The organism is Providencia xihuensis, from assembly GCF_041953405.1.
Taxonomy (GTDB): Bacteria; Pseudomonadota; Gammaproteobacteria; order Enterobacterales; family Enterobacteriaceae; genus Providencia; species Providencia vermicola.
Map to the genome: position 1 here is coordinate 2,720,510 of NZ_CP169565.1, position 17,767 is coordinate 2,738,276.

21 protein-coding genes are annotated in these 17,767 nt (G+C 40.4%); 9 read left to right on the forward strand and 12 right to left on the reverse strand.

Annotated elements, in window-relative coordinates; all coding sequences use genetic code 11:
• Window positions 1-38: 38 nt before the first annotated feature.
• From arnF to btuC, 9 genes are all read right to left on the reverse strand, one after another.
• Entirely contained in the window at window positions 39-440 is a 402-nt protein-coding gene (arnF, locus tag ACE2AL_RS12195; protein WP_206084022.1) for a 4-amino-4-deoxy-L-arabinose-phosphoundecaprenol flippase subunit ArnF, read from the reverse strand.
• Window positions 437-784 (reverse strand): 4-amino-4-deoxy-L-arabinose-phosphoundecaprenol flippase subunit ArnE, encoded by a 348-nt coding sequence (arnE, locus tag ACE2AL_RS12200; protein ID WP_206084021.1) that lies wholly within the window; start codon window positions 782-784, stop codon window positions 437-439. Before arnE ends, arnF begins: the two co-directional genes overlap by 4 nt.
• Window positions 781-2,439 (reverse strand): lipid IV(A) 4-amino-4-deoxy-L-arabinosyltransferase, encoded by a 1,659-nt coding sequence (gene arnT / locus ACE2AL_RS12205; RefSeq protein ID WP_272538609.1) that lies wholly within the window; start codon window positions 2,437-2,439, stop codon window positions 781-783. Before arnT ends, arnE begins: the two co-directional genes overlap by 4 nt.
• Before the next feature lie 7 nt (window positions 2,440-2,446).
• A complete protein-coding gene (gene arnD / locus ACE2AL_RS12210; protein ID WP_206084019.1) occupies window positions 2,447-3,340 on the reverse strand; it encodes a 4-deoxy-4-formamido-L-arabinose-phosphoundecaprenol deformylase in 894 nt (297 codons plus the stop codon).
• Window positions 3,340-5,325, reverse strand: coding sequence for a bifunctional UDP-4-amino-4-deoxy-L-arabinose formyltransferase/UDP-glucuronic acid oxidase ArnA (gene arnA, locus ACE2AL_RS12215; protein ID WP_206084018.1), 1,986 nt, complete (start codon window positions 5,323-5,325; stop codon window positions 3,340-3,342). Before arnA ends, arnD begins: the two co-directional genes overlap by 1 nt.
• Complete coding sequence (gene arnC, locus ACE2AL_RS12220) at window positions 5,325-6,317, reverse strand: undecaprenyl-phosphate 4-deoxy-4-formamido-L-arabinose transferase (RefSeq protein ID WP_206084017.1); 993 nt, start codon at window positions 6,315-6,317, stop codon at window positions 5,325-5,327. Before arnC ends, arnA begins: the two co-directional genes overlap by 1 nt.
• Entirely contained in the window at window positions 6,317-7,462 is a 1,146-nt protein-coding gene (gene arnB / locus ACE2AL_RS12225; protein WP_206084016.1) for a UDP-4-amino-4-deoxy-L-arabinose aminotransferase, read from the reverse strand. The genes arnC and arnB overlap by 1 nt, the downstream gene beginning before the upstream one ends.
• A 128-nt stretch (window positions 7,463-7,590) precedes the next feature.
• A complete protein-coding gene (gene btuD / locus ACE2AL_RS12230; RefSeq protein WP_206084015.1) occupies window positions 7,591-8,358 on the reverse strand; it encodes a vitamin B12 ABC transporter ATP-binding protein BtuD in 768 nt (255 codons plus the stop codon).
• A gap of 5 nt (window positions 8,359-8,363) precedes the next feature.
• Window positions 8,364-9,365 carry a vitamin B12 ABC transporter permease BtuC gene (btuC, locus tag ACE2AL_RS12235; RefSeq protein ID WP_206084014.1) on the reverse strand — a complete coding sequence of 334 codons (1,002 nt, stop codon included), beginning with the start codon at window positions 9,363-9,365 and terminating at the stop codon, window positions 8,364-8,366.
• A gap of 112 nt (window positions 9,366-9,477) precedes the next feature.
• Between btuC and ACE2AL_RS12240 the strand changes: the two genes are divergently transcribed.
• On the forward strand, window positions 9,478-10,596 hold the full coding sequence (locus ACE2AL_RS12240) for a RhoGAP domain-containing protein (protein ID WP_375083537.1): 1,119 nt from the start codon (window positions 9,478-9,480) through the stop codon (window positions 10,594-10,596).
• A gap of 102 nt (window positions 10,597-10,698) precedes the next feature.
• On the opposite strand, the gene ACE2AL_RS12245 is transcribed toward ACE2AL_RS12240, so the two are convergent.
• The 3 genes from ACE2AL_RS12245 to ACE2AL_RS12255 form a co-directional block, all read right to left on the reverse strand.
• On the reverse strand, window positions 10,699-11,712 hold the full coding sequence (locus ACE2AL_RS12245) for a tyrosine-type recombinase/integrase (protein WP_102139207.1): 1,014 nt from the start codon (window positions 11,710-11,712) through the stop codon (window positions 10,699-10,701).
• 93 nt (window positions 11,713-11,805) lie between these two features.
• A complete protein-coding gene (locus ACE2AL_RS12250; protein ID WP_036962134.1) occupies window positions 11,806-12,018 on the reverse strand; it encodes a hypothetical protein in 213 nt (70 codons plus the stop codon).
• Window positions 12,015-12,305 carry a helix-turn-helix transcriptional regulator gene (locus ACE2AL_RS12255; RefSeq protein ID WP_272528453.1) on the reverse strand — a complete coding sequence of 97 codons (291 nt, stop codon included), beginning with the start codon at window positions 12,303-12,305 and terminating at the stop codon, window positions 12,015-12,017. The genes ACE2AL_RS12250 and ACE2AL_RS12255 overlap by 4 nt, the downstream gene beginning before the upstream one ends.
• 95 nt (window positions 12,306-12,400) lie before the next feature.
• Between ACE2AL_RS12255 and ACE2AL_RS12260 the strand changes: the two genes are divergently transcribed.
• From ACE2AL_RS12260 to ACE2AL_RS12295, 8 genes are all read left to right on the forward strand, one after another.
• Window positions 12,401-12,751 (forward strand): hypothetical protein, encoded by a 351-nt coding sequence (locus ACE2AL_RS12260; RefSeq protein WP_036962129.1) that lies wholly within the window; start codon window positions 12,401-12,403, stop codon window positions 12,749-12,751.
• 8 nt (window positions 12,752-12,759) lie between these two features.
• Window positions 12,760-12,978, forward strand: coding sequence for a hypothetical protein (locus ACE2AL_RS12265; RefSeq protein ID WP_272523838.1), 219 nt, complete (start codon window positions 12,760-12,762; stop codon window positions 12,976-12,978).
• 138 nt (window positions 12,979-13,116) lie between these two features.
• Entirely contained in the window at window positions 13,117-13,548 is a 432-nt protein-coding gene (locus ACE2AL_RS12270) for a DUF5347 family protein (protein WP_272528455.1), read from the forward strand.
• A 68-nt stretch (window positions 13,549-13,616) separates the two neighbouring features.
• Window positions 13,617-13,877 (forward strand): DUF2732 family protein, encoded by a 261-nt coding sequence (locus ACE2AL_RS12275; protein ID WP_227528854.1) that lies wholly within the window; start codon window positions 13,617-13,619, stop codon window positions 13,875-13,877.
• Window positions 13,870-14,091: a TraR/DksA family transcriptional regulator gene (locus tag ACE2AL_RS12280; RefSeq protein ID WP_048606886.1), complete on the forward strand. Its 222-nt coding sequence runs from the start codon at window positions 13,870-13,872 to the stop codon at window positions 14,089-14,091. Before ACE2AL_RS12275 ends, ACE2AL_RS12280 begins: the two co-directional genes overlap by 8 nt.
• A 1-nt stretch (window position 14,092) precedes the next feature.
• A complete protein-coding gene (locus ACE2AL_RS12285; protein WP_375083538.1) occupies window positions 14,093-14,911 on the forward strand; it encodes a DNA adenine methylase in 819 nt (272 codons plus the stop codon).
• The gene (locus tag ACE2AL_RS12290; protein WP_125893547.1) at window positions 14,911-15,234 is read left to right on the forward strand and encodes a DUF5405 family protein; all 324 of its coding nucleotides are present in this window, start codon (window positions 14,911-14,913) and stop codon (window positions 15,232-15,234) included. Before ACE2AL_RS12285 ends, ACE2AL_RS12290 begins: the two co-directional genes overlap by 1 nt.
• Complete coding sequence (locus ACE2AL_RS12295) at window positions 15,227-17,644, forward strand: replication endonuclease (RefSeq protein WP_375083539.1); 2,418 nt, start codon at window positions 15,227-15,229, stop codon at window positions 17,642-17,644. The genes ACE2AL_RS12290 and ACE2AL_RS12295 overlap by 8 nt, the downstream gene beginning before the upstream one ends.
• Window positions 17,645-17,767 lie beyond the last annotated feature (123 nt).

The window sequence follows — 17,767 nt, forward strand, 5'->3', positions numbered from 1 at the left end:
CGATGAATAAAAAACAAACAATTCATCACATTATGCTATTAATGCCTATCTTGTGGTTTAGTTGAGCGACTAATTAACCAAACACCCAGCAAGATAAATGCAATTCCAGCGACTTTCAACCATGAAGCTGGCTCATTAAACCAAGGCAAAACAACCGCTAAGATATAGACAAATACATAACTCAAGCTAATTAGTGGATATGCTTTATTTAAGGCTATATATTTTAGTGCAAACAGCCAGCACAACATTGATAAGACATAACACACTAACCCTAACAAGATAATGCTTAAACTGGTGATATTTGCCAACAACCAATCAACTTGCAACCAATGCCAACCTAAAGAAAAAGACGGTAATTCAACTACCCCCATCTTTAAGCTAAGCTGAGCTACGGTCACTAATAAGGCGCTACCAATCACCCATAAATAGCCTTTATTCATACGCTAATACTCATGAGTAATATCCCTATCATAATAGCAACTACACCAAGCCAATGGTTTAACCCTGTTTTCTCTTTGTATACAAATTGGCCAATCAACGTGATCAGAATAAAATTAATGCTAAGCATTGGGTAGGCAATACTCAGGGGCATGGTTTCAAGGAGTTTTAACCAAAACAACATGCCTAGGCCTAGCATTAAAACAGCCAACACCAGCCACTTTATGGCTGATGCGGTTTTATTTACTTTTTCACTTTGCCAATTCACCACAGCTTGCTTTTGAGCTACTTGCCCAATACAGGTCAGTACACTGACAAGCAGTAACAACAGTAATTGCGCAATCATTGTTGATGATAAACCACAATTGCCATACGTGAATTTTTGATGACTTCATCTGGCTTAGGTATATCAGGGAGAGCTTCATTACGGCCTAATAAAAACACCACCGTAACCTGCCCTTCTTTACGTGCTTTGCTTAACCACTGTGCAAATGCATCTGGCTTAACGATACGATGCTGGCTATCTGGGTACTCTAAACCGTAGCTAAGTTCACCACTGCTATTATAAAGATAGATATTGGAATTCTGTGTTTCCCACGCTAACCCAGCCGCTACACCTACATTACTTGCCATCAAATACTTACTATTCATTAATAAATCATGATTTTGATGAATAAAATTCTGCGGCAGTTTGGAGTCGATGGTGTTATTCGGCAGAGCGCTCCCAATACATAGGCTGATCGCTAAGGAGCACGAGGCCGCCCACAGCCAATATTTAGCATTTAGGACAGTACATAAATAACCAATTATCGCCCAAATAGAGAAAGCAACCACACCCAAAACCATTTTCGACCATTCGTCAGGCTCATATAATGGTTTTTTAATGACAGTACTCACTACAATCACGGCAATAACCGCTGCAATCCCCAATATGATATTAATGATGCCATTCGCTTTTAGCGCTCGCATGGTGCCATTTCGTACACAATCAACACCATATTTTGCCATCAATAGTGCCAGTGGAGCCATAAACGGCAGCATATAAGTAGGTAGTTTGCCACGTGAAACACTAAAAAATAGAACGGGAACAACAAACCAACACAGTAAGAAGAACATATCAGGACTTGATTTGCGTTCTTTCCAACCTTTTATTAAAGATCCAGGTACTAACCCCGCCCATGGGAGCGCACCAAGTAGAATAATAGGAATATAGTACCAGAATGGAGCTATGTGCTGCGCGTCATCAGCGGTAAAACGCTTGATGTGTTCAATCCAGAAAAAATAATTCCAATAATCAGGCTCTTGCTTAGCTATTGCCAACGCCCACGGCAAGCTAATGATAACTGCTGAAATAATAGCGAGTGGGCCATATTTTATCAGTTCAAGGAACCGTTTTTGGTAAATAGTAACAGGCAACATAACAATGACAGGAATAGCAAGGGCTAAGAACCCTTTCGTCATAAAGGCCATACCACAGGCTAACCCTAAGCAAACCCATGCAGCAAGCTTTGTTTTGACCTCCCTCGCTTTCATTGCCCACAAGCAACAAAACATACTGGCTGCAATCCACAACGATAGCATGGGATCGAGCACACTGTAGGTCCCGACAGAAAAAACAAGGAACATTGAGATATAAATTAAGCTTGCAACATAAGCAACATGGTTATTACGCCACATCATTTTTGCCATGCGATAGACGAGCAATGCACTGAGAAGAATACAAAAAACTGAACCAAAACGAACCGCAAAATTCGTTTCACCAAAAATCATTTGGCTAATGTTATTTATCCAATACCCTGCCACTGGTTTTTCAAAATAGCGCACATCCAACATGTAAGGAACAATCCAATCTCCACGTTGAAGCATTTCTCGGCTAATTTCCGCATAGCGGGTTTCATCTGGTTGCCAAAGTAAACGACTATTCAACGGCAAGAAATAGGTTAGGATAAAAAAAAGAGCCAGCAGAGAGGCTCCTACTTTGCTCGCTCGATTATTTAACATGGTGTGTTTATTCCTCTTCTTGGCAACCCAGCCAACCTTCACGTCCTGGGAACGGTGCTCTCACCACTCGCCCCTTTGGTAATGAATTCAGATCGTCAGGTAGCAATTCGCTTAATGTACAGAATTGGATTTCTTCTTGTGAAATTCGTTCCAATAATTGTGAAAATTGTTCTGACTTAGACATTCCTTCCACTTCAGTGTGGATAGTATAAACGGGAACACCGCTATCATCTTTAATCGCTTGAAGAATATAATCATTGAATGCTTCGTCAGCAACTACCGTTCCAACGACTTCATCGTAAGTCGGTAATGTGACAGGAATTTGCACCGTCCCTAACGAACCATCACGCAAAATAGGCCTGAAAGGAAATTTCCCACGACAATCGCTGTTATAGTCAAAATTAAACTTTTGTTTAACCTCTAACACACGCTCATCGCCTCGCCAGCCCGCAACCGCAGAGCAGGTAACACGCTGCCCAATTGCGCACTCAAGGGCATCCACACCAAGCTTAACTTGCTCAGCGAGTTGGACCTCACTCCATTTAGCCACTTTGGCTTGCCAGCCTTGATGATCCCATGCATGTAAGCCAACTTCATGGCCTGCATCCAAAGTTTGTTTCATCAAGTAGCCTAAATCTTTAGCAATTTTTTTGCCTGGCCATGCTGTACCCGCTAATAATATATCTAACCCATACAGGGATGCTGCATTAGACCTGAGCATTTTCCACAGAAATTTAGGACGCAAAAGGCGCCATAAATGGCGCCCCATGTTATCGGGTCCTACACTGAAGAAAAAGCTGGCCTGAATGTTGTGCTCTTTAAGCACTTTGAGTAATTGTGGAACCCCTTTTAGCGTACCTTGGTAGGTATCCACATCAATTCTCAAGCCAACTTTTTTCATTAGTCTTTGTTACCTAACTCTTCAACAGCACCCTGTAAGAAGAAATCTAACGTTTCTTCGATGGTATCTTTCATGTCGATAGTCGGAACCCAGTCAAGTAGACGACGCGCGTTCTCAACACTTGGTTTACGGTGCTCGACATCTTGATAGCCTTGGCCGTAGTAGCTGCTGCTTTCAATTTCACGGAAGCCCGCAAACGGAGGGAACTTGCTGCGCTCTGGATGATTTTCAAAGCTTGCTAATAGCATTTCTGCTAGTTCACGAATACTTGCTTCGTTCGTTGGGTTACCGATGTTGATGATTTGCCCATCACATTTGCCGTCTTTGTTTTCGATAATGCGGAACAGTGCTTCGATACCGTCTTTAATATCCGTAAAGCAACGTTTCTGTGCACCACCGTCAACCAATTTGATTGGCGAGCCTTCAACTAAGTTTAAAATCAGCTGAGTAATCGCACGTGAACTACCAATACGTGCAGAGTTTAGGCTATCTAAACGTGGTCCCATCCAGTTAAACGGACGGAACAAGGTGAATTTCAGGCCTTCTTTCGCACCGTATGCCCAAATAACTCGGTCAAGTAACTGTTTAGAAACAGAGTAAATCCAACGTTGTTTGTTGATTGGACCAACAATCAGGCGGGATTCGTCTTCATCAAACTCTTTATCATCACACATACCGTAAACTTCTGAGGTAGATGGGAAAATAATACGTTTGTTGTATTTCACGCAGTAACGAACTACTTTCAGGTTTTCTTCGAAGTCTAATTCAAAGACACGCAGTGGGTTACGGGTGTATTCGATTGGTGTTGCAATCGCAACCAGTGGAAGAATGACGTCACATTTTTTGATGTGATACTCAATCCACTCTGTGTGAATGCTGACATCGCCTTCAATAAAGTGAAAACGTGGGTTACCAATAAAGCGTTCAATTGCAGATGAGCCAATATCCATACCATAGATATCATAGTTGCCATCTTTTAACAGGCGCTCAGTTAAATGGTTACCGATGAAACCATTCACACCTAAAATTAGTACGCGAGTACGGCGTTTAACTTGTGCAGTTGGTTTAGCACCTACACGGACATCAGTCACGATACCCATTTCGTTTGCAAGGCGGTTACCTTGCATGTAAAGACCCGTTTCGCTTTGACCGCTAACAACTTCAATCGCACCTTGGCCACAAGCAATACGCAGTGGGTCATTAGACAGTACAGTACCTGCAGCTTTACCTTGGTTGTCATCCAACACGCGAGCGCGCCAAATAATCATTTTACGTGCGCCCAAATATGTGAATGCACCTGGGTATGGCTCAGTCACTGCACGAATTAAGCAGTTAATTTCTTTTGCGCTACGGTTCCAATCGATTTGACCATCTTCTGCAGTACGGCGACCAAAATAAGTCGCTTGGCTTTCATCTTGAGCAACAGCTTTGTAGCTACCCGCTTCAATCAGAGGCAGTGTTTTGTCTAATAATGTTTCCGCTGCTTCACGAACTTTAGCGTGTAATGTTAAGCCAGTGTCAGTATCAGTGATTGTGACTTTCTCTTGCGCAATGATGTCACCCGCGTCTGCTTTCGCAACCATTTTATGTAAGGTTACACCCGTTTCGCTTTCACCGTTTAATAATGCCCAATTAATTGGTGCACGACCACGGTATTTCGGCAGTAATGAGCCATGTAGGTTGAAAGCCCCTTTCGGTGCGATTGCTAGTAATTCTTCACTTAACATATCGCGGTAATAGAAAGAGAAAATCACATCAGGTTTCATTTCGCGAATACGTTCAATCCATAATGGGTGGTTGACGTTTTCTGGCGCAAAAACAGGAAGTTCCATATCGGCACTTAGGCGTGCTACGGAAGAGTAAAAATGGTTTTCATTAGGGTCATCAGTGTGTGTAAATACAGCCTGAATATCAAAACCTGCTTTTTCAAGCGCTTTTAGCCCTACGCAGCCAATATCATGATAGGCAAAAACAATAGCTTTCATTAGTCTTCTTCCTGATTTTTGTCGGATTTAAGGTCTGCACCGACGACTTTTTGAATAAAATAACGAGGTCTCGCACGTACATCATTGTAAATTCGACCGATGTATTCGCCCAGTAGACCCATAGCAACAAATTGTGCACCAATAAACATAAATAGCACAGCGAACAGAGTGAATACGCCATCTGCGGCCCACTCTGCACCAAAAATCAAACGTAATGCAATTAATAGTACCGCAAGCAAAAAACCACCTGCTGCAATCACACTACCGACCACACTGAGCAAACGCAGCGGTGCTGTCGTTAAACAAGTCAGTAAGTCATACATTAAATTAATCAGCTTCATAAAGCTGTATTTCGAATCACCAAATTCACGTTCCGCATGCGCCACATCAATTTCGATGGTTCTACGAGCAAATGTATTAGCTAAAATCGGTATAAATGTACTTCTTTCATGGCATTGCAACATCGCCTGAATAATATGGCGACGGTATGCTCGTAACATACAGCCATAATCCCCCATTGAGCGGCCTGTTGCTTTAGTGATCATCGCATTAATCATCTTAGATGCCGTTTTACGGAACCAAGAGTCTTGACGATTAGCACGGCGAGTCCCAACAACATCATAACCTTGCATCGCTGTTTGCACTAAGCGAGGAATTTCTTCTGGTGGATTTTGTAAATCTGCATCAAGCGTAATGACTAAGTCCCCATCCGCTTGGTTAAACCCAGCCATAATCGCAGAATGCTGCCCATAGTTACGGTTAAGGATAATCGCAATCACATGGTTATCAGGGTTTTCTGCTGCTTGAGTTAACATCGCGGCTGACCGGTCACTACTGCCGTCATCCACTAAAATTAATTCGTAGCTTTGTGTTAATTGCTTGCACGATTTAATCGTGCGTTCAAGTAATTGCGGCAAGCTCTGCTCTTCATTATAGACAGGGATTACCACTGAGACTTTTTTTATCTCATCAAATTCATCTGCGTGTGACACTATTTTGACTCCAAAAGAACTGCTTCTACCGCATTAACAACCCGCTCAACATCTGCATTTGTCATATCAGGGAACAAAGGCAACGAACACAACGTCGCGCTATTCCATGTTGATTCTGGCAGTGTTAATTCAGGATATTTTTCACGGTAATATTTTTGCGTATGTGCTGCACGGAAGTGTAGCCCCGTCCCTATATCATGTGCTTTTAATTTTTCCATGAATGCATCGCGGTCAATACCACAAATATCTTTATCAACACGCACCATAAATAAATGATTGGCATGTAAATGCGGGTATTCAGGGACACTGAGCATTTGTAACGGGGAGTTTTTCAGCAATTCGCGGTAATGCGCCGTTAATTCAGCACGACGTTGGTTTAACTGCTCCACACGGGACAGTTGCACAACCGCTATCGCAGCATGAATATCGGATAAGTTATATTTAAAGCCAGGCTCGACAACCTCCGCCTGTGGTTTACGTCCTTGCATTTGTCTATCAAATGCATCAACACCTAAACCATGGAACTTGAGTGTGCGAACACGTTGAGCAAGTTCATCGTCATCAGTGGCAACTAAACCACCTTCTGCACATGTCACATTCTTAATGGCATGAAATGAAAAAATAGATGTACCTTTCTCACCAATCCATTCATTTTTATAGCGTGTACCCACAGCATGAGCAGCATCTTCAATTAGCGCAACACCTGCTTTTTGTGCGATTAAACGCAACGCGTCTAAATCACAAGGTGCCCCCGCATAGTGAACAGGAATAATCGCTTTTGTTTTTGCTGTTAAAGCGTGTTCTACGGCTTCGGGTTGGATCATCAGTGTATCGCGATCGACATCAATCATGACAGGTGTTGCACCGAGCAACTCAATCATATTAATGGTTGAAACCCATGTTTGTGAAGGTGTGATCACTTCATCACCAGGGCCAATACCCAATGCCATCAAAACGACATGCATCCCCGCGGTTGCAGAGGACAATGCAATTGCATGTTTACAGCCATAACGTTGGCAAAAATCTTCTTCTAACTGATGGTTCTGTGGACCTGTGGTAATCCAGCCTGAACGCAGAACCTTTTCAACTGCCTTGACCTCTTCATCACCAATTGCGGGTTTTGAAAATGGTAAGAAATTGCTCATATTGTTTATAGCCTAGTTTTCATTGTGAATAGAATATTCTAGTTAATTGTACTTTAACCGAACCTCAACACCGACAAACATTCCTGCATTATCCCGCATAAAAACGAGTGATTAAAACAACTTTTTGGCTAATCGTCAAAATTTATAATTTGCCATTGTCTATAGGATGTGCTCTGACTTATCTTAATTTCAGTTTTAAAAATGTCAGATAAATTATGTTCCGTCATCACCTCAGCAGGTTTCCCTGACGCAAATAATTGGCCTTGTTTTAATAGCCAAATTCGCGATGCATTTTTATAAGAATGATTCAGGTCATGCCCACTCATTATAACGGTTCCTTCGCAATCACAAAAATATTTAATCCATTTATCTAGCATTGCCTGTTGAATAATATCCAAATTATTGGTTGGCTCATCAAATAAAATAATTTTCCCTGTTAAGTCTCTATCATCCCAAACCTGTAAAAATGCTGCGCAAACTCTCACTCGTTGCCATTCCCCTCCAGAGAGTTGATAAATGCCTTTATGTAAAAGTGGTGATAATTGAAAATCATCACACAACCGCACAAAAATATCCGCAGCAACAGGTGTTAATGGCAGAAACAGTTCGAGGTATTGAAAAACTTTTATGATAGGTGCATTGCTCGCAAGCTGAATAAAATAAGCCCTTTGCTTAGCTAACTGAGCAATAGAACAATGGTGAATATTTTCACCATTGAGCCAAATTTCACCTGTGACAGGAAGATAGCCACTTAGCGCAGAAAGTAACGTACTTTTCCCAGCGCCATTGGCCCCTAAAAGATGGATTTGCTCACCTGAAAACACATATTCAGTAAAATTGATTAAGCGGTTTTCTGAGGTAATATTCTTAATATCAATAATTATCTGTGTATTCATTTGATTCACCGCCATTGCTGATGACGAATAAGCAACAGAATAAATATTGGCGCACCCAATGTGGCAGTAATAACGCCAATAGGCACTTCAGCATTCGCAATTAATAACCGTGATAATAAATCAGCTAATAACAGGCCTAATGCCCCAGCGATTGCACAAGCAGGTAACAGTAAACGATGATTGGTTAAACCACTTAATCGTAAAATATGCGGGATCACTAAACCAATAAAGCTAATGGCACCAGCAATAGCAACGCTCAAACCAATTAATACACCACTAATGATAATAAGAATAATACGCCACTTATGTACTGATACACCTAATTGATAAGCTTGCAGCGAGCCCAAAGAAAGGTAATTTAATATTTTACCTTGGCATCCCGCCCACACTAAAAATGGCATACAGGCGACGACTAAACCAAATTGCCGCCAATCAACACCGCTAAAGCTCCCCATCATCCAATATAATAGTTGGCGCAGGTCGAGGTTACTGCTCATATACACCATCCATGTCATACAAGCGCCACTCACGACGCCTAAAGCGACGCCAACCAGTAATAAACTGGCATTATTCAAGTTTTTTCGTTTGGCAAAATAGAGCAATAAGGCCGTGAGCAATAAAGCCCCTGTAATCGCGCTAGCACTCAGTATTCCATAGTGTGTGATGCCTGATGACATTAATATCGTGAATACGACTGCAACACCAGCACCATTACTGATCCCCAAGAGACCAGGTTCAGCCAGAGGATTTTCAAATAGAGCCTGCATAATCGCCCCCGTAACCGCGAGCCCTGCCCCTACGACGATTACAGCAAGCATTCTTGGCAATCGTATTTGCCAAACAAACAGCTGTGCGGAGTTATCCATCCATTGATTTGGCCAATACCATATCTCTCCAGCGCTGAGTGAAACTATCGCCACAATACAAAGAGTGAACAACAAGAAAACAATCAAGCGAATGTCTGATTTTTCCTGTTGTTTTTGTAGCTGAAATAAAGAGTAGCTCATCGATAGATTGACTTATTTATTATTAAGTTAAGCAATTATAGCTTTTTATGTAAGAGATAGCACATGAATGAATTTAAACTTATTTTGGCTTTTTAACTTTGGAGTAATGCACATGTCAGCTTTAAAAATAAATACGAGTCTAGTACACACTAATAAAGAAAAACCACCTGAGAAGATACAAAATACGTCTTTTATTCACTCACTAAAAAGTGTTAAAAACACAGTAATTCAATCCATTATTTCCACATATCATAAACTCAGATTTATGTTAAAACAGAAATTGGCAAAGATTGAAATTGTAGAGAACCCCGCATATCTTAAAAATACAACAACAAGCTTACACGTACCTATCAATAACCAATATACTGAAAACTCTGTAAATCAACGTCTTGAGCTAAATCATACCAAACAGCATCAGAATAAACACAGAATGATAGTAAAAGAATTATTAACTCAGCAGCAACCTCAAAGAGCCCAAGAAGCCGAACAAGAAAAGGCTAAATCCAACAATATCAGCTCAAAGAACATTGAATTAATCAAGCAGTATGCTGATATATCAGAGGATGATAAAAAAGATTTTATTAGCATGAACAAAGCCATTTCAGCTTTGCTGAACAACCCAGCATTTATTAAACAAGAAGGTATCTTTAGAAGCAATGGCGTTAACTCTAAGATATCTGAGCTCTTATCAAGACTTGCTGATCATCCGACTCTTGGTCAACAGTTAAATACAGAACAGAGTTTTAATCAAAAAGAACTTACGGGTGCGATCAAGGCATTACGAAACAAAATACTCACCGATCATCCAAAGGAAAAAGACAAACTTGATAAGCTAATTAGTACATACAAAGAATCTATTAATCAGGAAAATGCAACGAAAGAATATGTTGCAAACATGCCCCCTGACAAGCGAGATAAAATTTTACAGATAGCGAAAAACAACGCAGATAAAAGATTACCTAGGTTGCAAGAACTGCCATTACATTTACAAATTTGTATGCCTCTGTTTGTTGAAGTTGCTAAGCATTCACAAGAAAATAAAATGGAACCAATGAATATTGCCATTGCTTTTGGAGGGGGTTTGCACTCAACTAAAAGAACAATTGCTGAAGAAAAAGCGTTCAACAAATTAAACAACGAGCAACAAAAAGAATTAATTAAGCAAGAAACTACTCATATTGATCTCGCAAATAAACTCCTTATGGAGCTAATTAATAAACAGCTTAAATAGTTTAGGTTTCAGTCAAACAAAAGACCGCCTAGGCGGTCATTGCCAGCCCCAGAACATCGGGGCTAGCAATATTTTTCAATAGCTTACGAATTTTGTGATACGTTAATTCGCATCATTACACCCCATATCGGTGGATGGAATGTGGATGCCTCCCCTTAAAGGGTTGCATGAAATGGCCTCATTTAAATAGTCAGGGGCAAAGTGTGCGTATGTCATTGTTTGCTGAATACTCGCATGACCCATGATTTTTTGAAGAGTAAGAATATTGCCACCGTTCATCATAAAGTGCGCTGCAAAAGAATGCCGTAAAACATGCACTGCCTGACCATGCGGCAAATCTGGTTTAACTTCTTTCAGTATTGATCTGTACGTGACGTAATCAACATCGAAAAGTAATCCAGAATCTTTTACTTTTACAGTTCTCATTACATCATCAGAAATGGGAACAGTTCTATGTCTACCATTTTTTGTTTTCATAAATGTAACTCGCCCATGTAATAAGTTTTCAGCCTTTAAACTAATGGCTTCTCCCCATCTTGCCCCCGTACTTAGACATAAAATAGTTATGCGTAAGTAATCATCGGTCATGACATTAAGTAATTTTTCAATATCACTTTTTGTCAAATAGGCCATTTCTGGTTTTTCTTCTTTCAACTTACCAAGAGACTTAATCGGGTTACTTTTAGAGCACTCGCCAATTTCGGCCAATGAAGTAAAAATGCTCATTAGCAAATTAAACTCTCTATTGATAGTTGATGCCTTCACGCCACTTTGTAATCTATCAGAGCAGTACCTAGCTAATAACTTAGGTGTAATCTGGTATACAGCAGGATTACCCATATCCTTAGTTATTCTTGTTAAAATAGCCTTGTATTTTTTTGAATACTTTAGGTTGCGACCAATAAAATTCCACCAAATATCACATATATCATTTAATGATCTGTAGTCTCTTGCTTCGCTGTTCCACTCTTCACTATTAGCCGTCAGCATGACGCTTCTTTCATAAGCTATTGCATCGGCTTTCTTTTTAAATATCCGCTGAACTCTCTTTCCTGATCTGCCCTGCGGTCTGATATCCACTTTGTAACGTCCACCTTCAAGCGCCTTAATAGTCATTGTTGCGCCCTCCGGTTAAACGAGGTAATTCTAGATTTTCATTACAAATATAATGTTGGTATATTTCCAACCAATTTTTGTACGTATAAACAACTAAATTATTAGAGTATGCCCACTGTGCGCGATAGCCGGTGAAATTTGACCAGCTTCAGGAAGTATCTTTCCGGTCGTAATCCATAAGCTATACTTTTCTAATTTTCGGTGTTTCAAAATACGTTCGACAGAAAGCCAGTTGATATTTTGCGGTACAGCCATTTTAATCTTTTCTACATGTAGCATTTCGTTAAGCTTATCATTTAAGGTCATGCTTGTTTTTCCTCGTCTGTTTCATAATTTTTAGGATCATAAAGTGCAGGTGCTACTTGCCCAGACTCAGGGGCTGTTTTACCTGTAATAAACCACAAAGCATATTTTTCAAATCTAGGATGGTTTAATATTTTTGTGACCACGTCTACATCTGGCATAGTTTTGCCAGTTTCATAACGCCATAATGCATTAGTAGGAATACCAAGCATTTCAGCAACTTCCGGTCTACTTGAGAGCCTTTCGCTTTCACGGATCAAAAGCAATCTCTCTCCAATACTGATTTTCATATTGCAGTTCTCAACTATTTAAGGCAGAATTGATTTAAACTTAGCACAACGGGGTAATTCATTGCAGAAATACCCCAAAGGAGAGAGATTATCACATGAACGAGAAATTGTTAGAACTGTTGTTCAAAATCCCAGACCCGATCACCGCTGATGAATTTTGTCGTCGAACTGGCAAGTCAGAAAGTAGTGTTAGAAAGTTAATGGATCGCCGCCGTTTACCTATTCGTACAGAGCGCCAAATTCACGGAGAGGGTTTCAGTGATATGCGTTTAATGATTATGTATAACGAGTATTTAGAAATGTGCTGGGAAGTTGCTCGTAAGCTTCCAGCAGCGGAGCGAATGGGCTGGAAAGATAGTTGGTTTAAGCGAGCTAAAAAGCTTATGGAAGATTTAGATGTCGTTCCAGACAATTTAAAATCTGTAGAGAACGCTTTAAAGGGCTAGGTGAAAACATGAGAGCTTGTATAGAGCAAATATCAACCCATAGCTTTAAATATCGTGGCTTTCTAATCGTTAAGTTACCGGCTAAAGCTATGAATCCAGTAACCCGTTTTCATGTTCAACGAAATGATGATTCTTACGGGTTATTTGATTCCATGGCTCAAGCGACTAAATATATTGATTGTTTATATGGTGAAAAAAATGACTCAATTACATTTGCAACAGCATAAACATAAATTAACCGGTTCATCCGTTAATAAATTTAAAAGCAATAAAAAACGTCAATTATCTTTGATGGACAAAATATTATTAGTCGGTGGTATTTTATTTTTCTTGTACTTGTTCTCAGTTGCTATTAGATAAAAACAATGAGTAATTCAGCGGCTGTATTAGTGAAAACTAAACAGTTAATCCAGTTGCTCGATAACGTAAAGCAAGATGCAAGGCCAGCGGATGTAATAGCGCACCAAGCAAATATCAAGCTTTACCAGAATCAAGGGGCAACCTTTGAAAATAGAGTAAATGGGTTAAACCAAGCCGCGAAGTTAAGAACATCTGTATTTCATTGTGATAAACAAAATCCAGATAATAGAGAGCTAGCCGGATTTATTGAGTACTTGAAATTAAGTGATGTACGGATGCTAAATATGATTTTTTATTTAGCGGAAATAAAAAGCAATCAACATCATTTAGGTTTCGATGAATTTAATAAAGAGGAACAACAAGCAATTATTTCAGCAATAAACCAAATTAAAGCACTCGCGGCGCTATTACCTAAACATATCGCCATGCCTATTTAAGATAAATAAACAAATTAATGACGTTAGCGCGTCAGGGATTCCTGCATTCTAAATCTGAGGGTTGGATAATGAAAAATAAAGAGATAAAGCCAATTTTGATAGGTGTTGATACTGCAACCGGTAAGCGCGATTACTCCGCTGTCGCTATCAGTATTACAGCAATTCGCGAAGATGAACGCAAAACCATGTATGACAAATTTTCATCTCGCCTTGATGCCCTTGCATGCAAGTTAATCAATGAAAAATTAAATGACGAACAAATTCACCAGTTATTAGTTGGTGAATCTGAGCATTACTCAAACCTAGCTGCGGAGTTAGATCATGTCTAAAGAAATTGACCGCGCTAGCGAGCACGAAATGCTCATGCGTGAGCAACAAATCAAAACCATTACTAACCGCTTAGTTAGTGTTTCCGCTTTTGAATGTGAAGACTGCGACAAGCCTATTTCAGAAGCACGCCGCATTGCATCACAGGGTTGTACTCGCTGCATTGATTGCCAAACGATTTTTGAGCTTAAAAGTAAACATTATCGGAGCGTGTGAAGTGGCTAACAAAACCATTCTCAAATGGGCTGGCTCTAAAGTTCGTATTATGGAACAGTTACGCCCGCACCTACCAAAAGCAAAACGGTTAGTTGAGCCATTTGCTGGTTCATGTGCTGTGATGATGAATACAGACTATGAGCAGTATTTAATTGCTGATGCTAACCCTGATTTAATTAACTTATATGAAACTCTTACTATCTTACCTGAGAGTATGTTAATAGAGGCTTTACCACTTTTTAGAAGGAATAATAGCGCTGATTATTATCTTGCTAGATCAGAGTTTAATGATAGTAAACAAGCATTATCACGGCTAAGACAGGCAAGTTTATTCCTGTATTTAAATAGACATTGCTTCAACGGGTTGTGCCGCTATAACCAACAAGGCAAATTCAACGTCCCCTTTGGTCAATATAAAGCTCCCTATTTTCCTAAAAGTGAAATTGATAGTTTCTGTGATAAGGCCTATCTCACTAAAACTCAAATTTTAAATCTTGAATGGCAAGATACCCTTTCATTAGTTGATTTCAGTGATGGTGTTTATTGTGATCCACCCTACATGGGCGGGCGCGATAGTTTTACTCAATATCATACTGCGGGCTTTACTAATGCTGATCACGAAGCATTAGCGATTGCGCTAAAAGATATTAATGATATCCAAGGCAACCCGATCACTGTTTCCAACTCACCAGAAGCAAAAGAGCTTTACGCTGACCTCGGTTTTACTATCCATGAAATCGAAGCCCCACGCAGCATCGCAGGAAAAGGAAAGCGTACACCAGCTAAAGAAATTATTGCTGTTTTAGCGGGGGTTAATTAATGATTCTCGACCCTAAAGACGGTGTATATATTAGCGGGACAGCCTTTGCTATTCAGCGCCATGTTGACGAAGATTCAAAAGCGGTTCAATGGCGACTATTGCAAATCAATAAAATGGCTCGTTGCTATGAGTTGGTTTGTTGCCATTCTGATCCGTGGATGCTGGCGATTGAATTAACTTCTTATCATGTTAGCCGCGTTAAAGGTAAAGGCATCAAATCATTAGATGTTTACCGCCAAACAGTTGATATCATTTCACGCCGTTGTGAAACGGCCATCAACGCATTACGACCTGAAACCTTGGGTGGTGCGCTAAATGTCTAAGGTATTAGATTTTACGCAACAACCGTTAACTTATACCGCGGATATGACTTTTCCGTATCCGTGGAATAAGCCAGAAAAAAATAATTACTACAAAGCTGATATTGATGCACTTGAGAAATCCCTTACCCATGAACAACAAATTCATGCGCAAGCGATTTTAGATGAAATTGAAACTTTACCGCGTATTTTACGTTATCGTATTCAAAAGCATTATGAATACATCATTAAAGAGTCAGGCCACTATAAAGCTTATGAATTTTTACGCTCTGATTTTTATAAGCGGATATTTCCTCGTATCACCGCGGTTAATTCACGATATGAATTAAAAACGAAAGCACTATTGACACTTTCAACTCGCTTTACACCTGAAATCAGTCAATTTAACCGGTTGTTTGACCTTTATGACAAACCAATCAAAAAACTGGCAGAGCACATTTCTAATGGTTTTTTCACTCTATATGAAGCCTATTGCGACCAGCTAACCGAGCAAAACGGCGGTGATCGTGAAATTATCTATGAAGATTCAGTACAAACTCAAATTTACGGGGCATTGGCTGAATTATCTCTAAATTTGCATGTCACACCGCTTTATCACCAAAGTTATCTCAAGGTTTTAAAAAACCGAAAGCGCCGTAGAGGGAAGCAAAACCTAACCACGCACCAAGTGATCGCAGCTATTTCTCGCCTTGTAAATACAGATTACTGGCACCGCAAGCTAAAAGCCCATAGAACACAATGGATTGAAGCAATCATGATTGCAAATATGGATGTGTGTATTAATCGTCACCCATACGCCAGTAAACAAGCTATCCGCGCGGTTCAAGCACAGCGTTTATCCAACATGCAATATTTACAGGGTATGGATATTCAAGATGTTGAAACCGGTGAGCGTTTTGATCTGTTCGATAAAGTGATGACCAGCGTGTCAAACCCTGAAATTCGCCGCATGGAATTAATGGCGCAAATGGCAGGGATTGAGCGCGTAGCAAAAGAACGCGGTGATATCGGGATGTTTATCACTTTGACGTGCCCGTCAAAGTACCACCCGACGAAGCAACGTAAAGAGAAAAATAAAGAAACCGGAAAAGATGATTATTACGCCGTACTAAACCATAAATGGAAAGATGAAGCCTACACACCAAAAGACGGACAGCGTTATTTAGTCAAAGTGTGGTCGCGTATTCGTTCCGCTTTCAATGATAACAATATCAATATTTATGGTGTTCGTGTTGTCGAGCCGCATCATGACGGCACCCCACACTGGCATATGCTGCTTTTTGTTGATAAGGCCAGCCGAGCAAAAGCTATTGATATTATGCGTAAACGTGCCCTGAAAGAGGATGGTAACGAAGCTGGCGCACAAAAATACCGGTTTGAGTATAAGCACATGAACCGCGGCGGTGCCGTGGGTTACATCGCTAAATATATTGCTAAAAATATCGATGGATATGCCCTTGATGGTGAGATAGACCATGAAACCGGCAAAGACCTAAAAAGCATGGCGGCAGCGGTTACCGCGTGGGCGTCAACATGGCGTATTCCGCAATTTCAATTTTATAAGCTCCCATCTAAAGGCGCATACCGTGAATGCCGCCGCTTACCTCGTGGTGTTTCCATTGCTGACAAACTTGGGGATGTTGCCGAACGTGTTAGAGCTGCTGCCGACCAAGGCAAATTTGATGAATACATCATGTCACAAGGTGGTCCATGTATTCGCCGAAGAGAAGAAACAATACGAGTTGCCCGAGAAGTTAGTGACGTGAATGTTTACGGCGAAAAGGTTCAAAAAGTTGTTGGTATTTATCATCAACTCAAAGCCGATGCACCAGTACTTAAAACCCGTGAAAGAAAGTACCAAATCGTCAAGAAAAGTGCCATTGACGTTGATTTTAATTTTTTAAAGAGCGACAGCGGAGCGACTCGGAGTCCTGTCAATAACTGTAGATCGCGGATCACATCCAATTTATCAGATGTGCAATTTTACGAGCCTGAGCACGGCTCAGGTGAAGTATGCAACATAAAGGAATACGGTTTCGCGTTTGTGGAAACGGATGCTCAAAACGCCGCTGAGAGCGAAACATCACAGGGAAATCAACAAAGACAGATTTCAAACATTGAAGTAAGTGAGGTCGATAAGGAAATTCAGTCGGAAATTATCAATTTTGCCAACGAAGTCGGCATTAATTTCGATATTCCACAAATTGAAACCATGTTCATTAACGGCTTAGGCGTGAGTGATGAACTGCATTTTATAAGAGTTGATGGAGATAGGCTGAGATTGGGGTTAAATGAGGACGGGAAAGAACTTCAAAGGCGGGAGTTACAGGCACAGAAAGAGGCGATTAGTGAGAGGCATAGGCAAAAGTGTTCGAATGTGTTGGTGAGGGTTAATAAGTTGAGAGGATACTAAATAAGTAACGGAATAACTATTTCTTTAATCGTTTGGTAGATTGTTGCTGAGTCAACTTTAATTAGTTGAAAGCAAGTCATACTGAATCACAATAGCAACTAAGTAAAAAAAGCTTTATGCTAT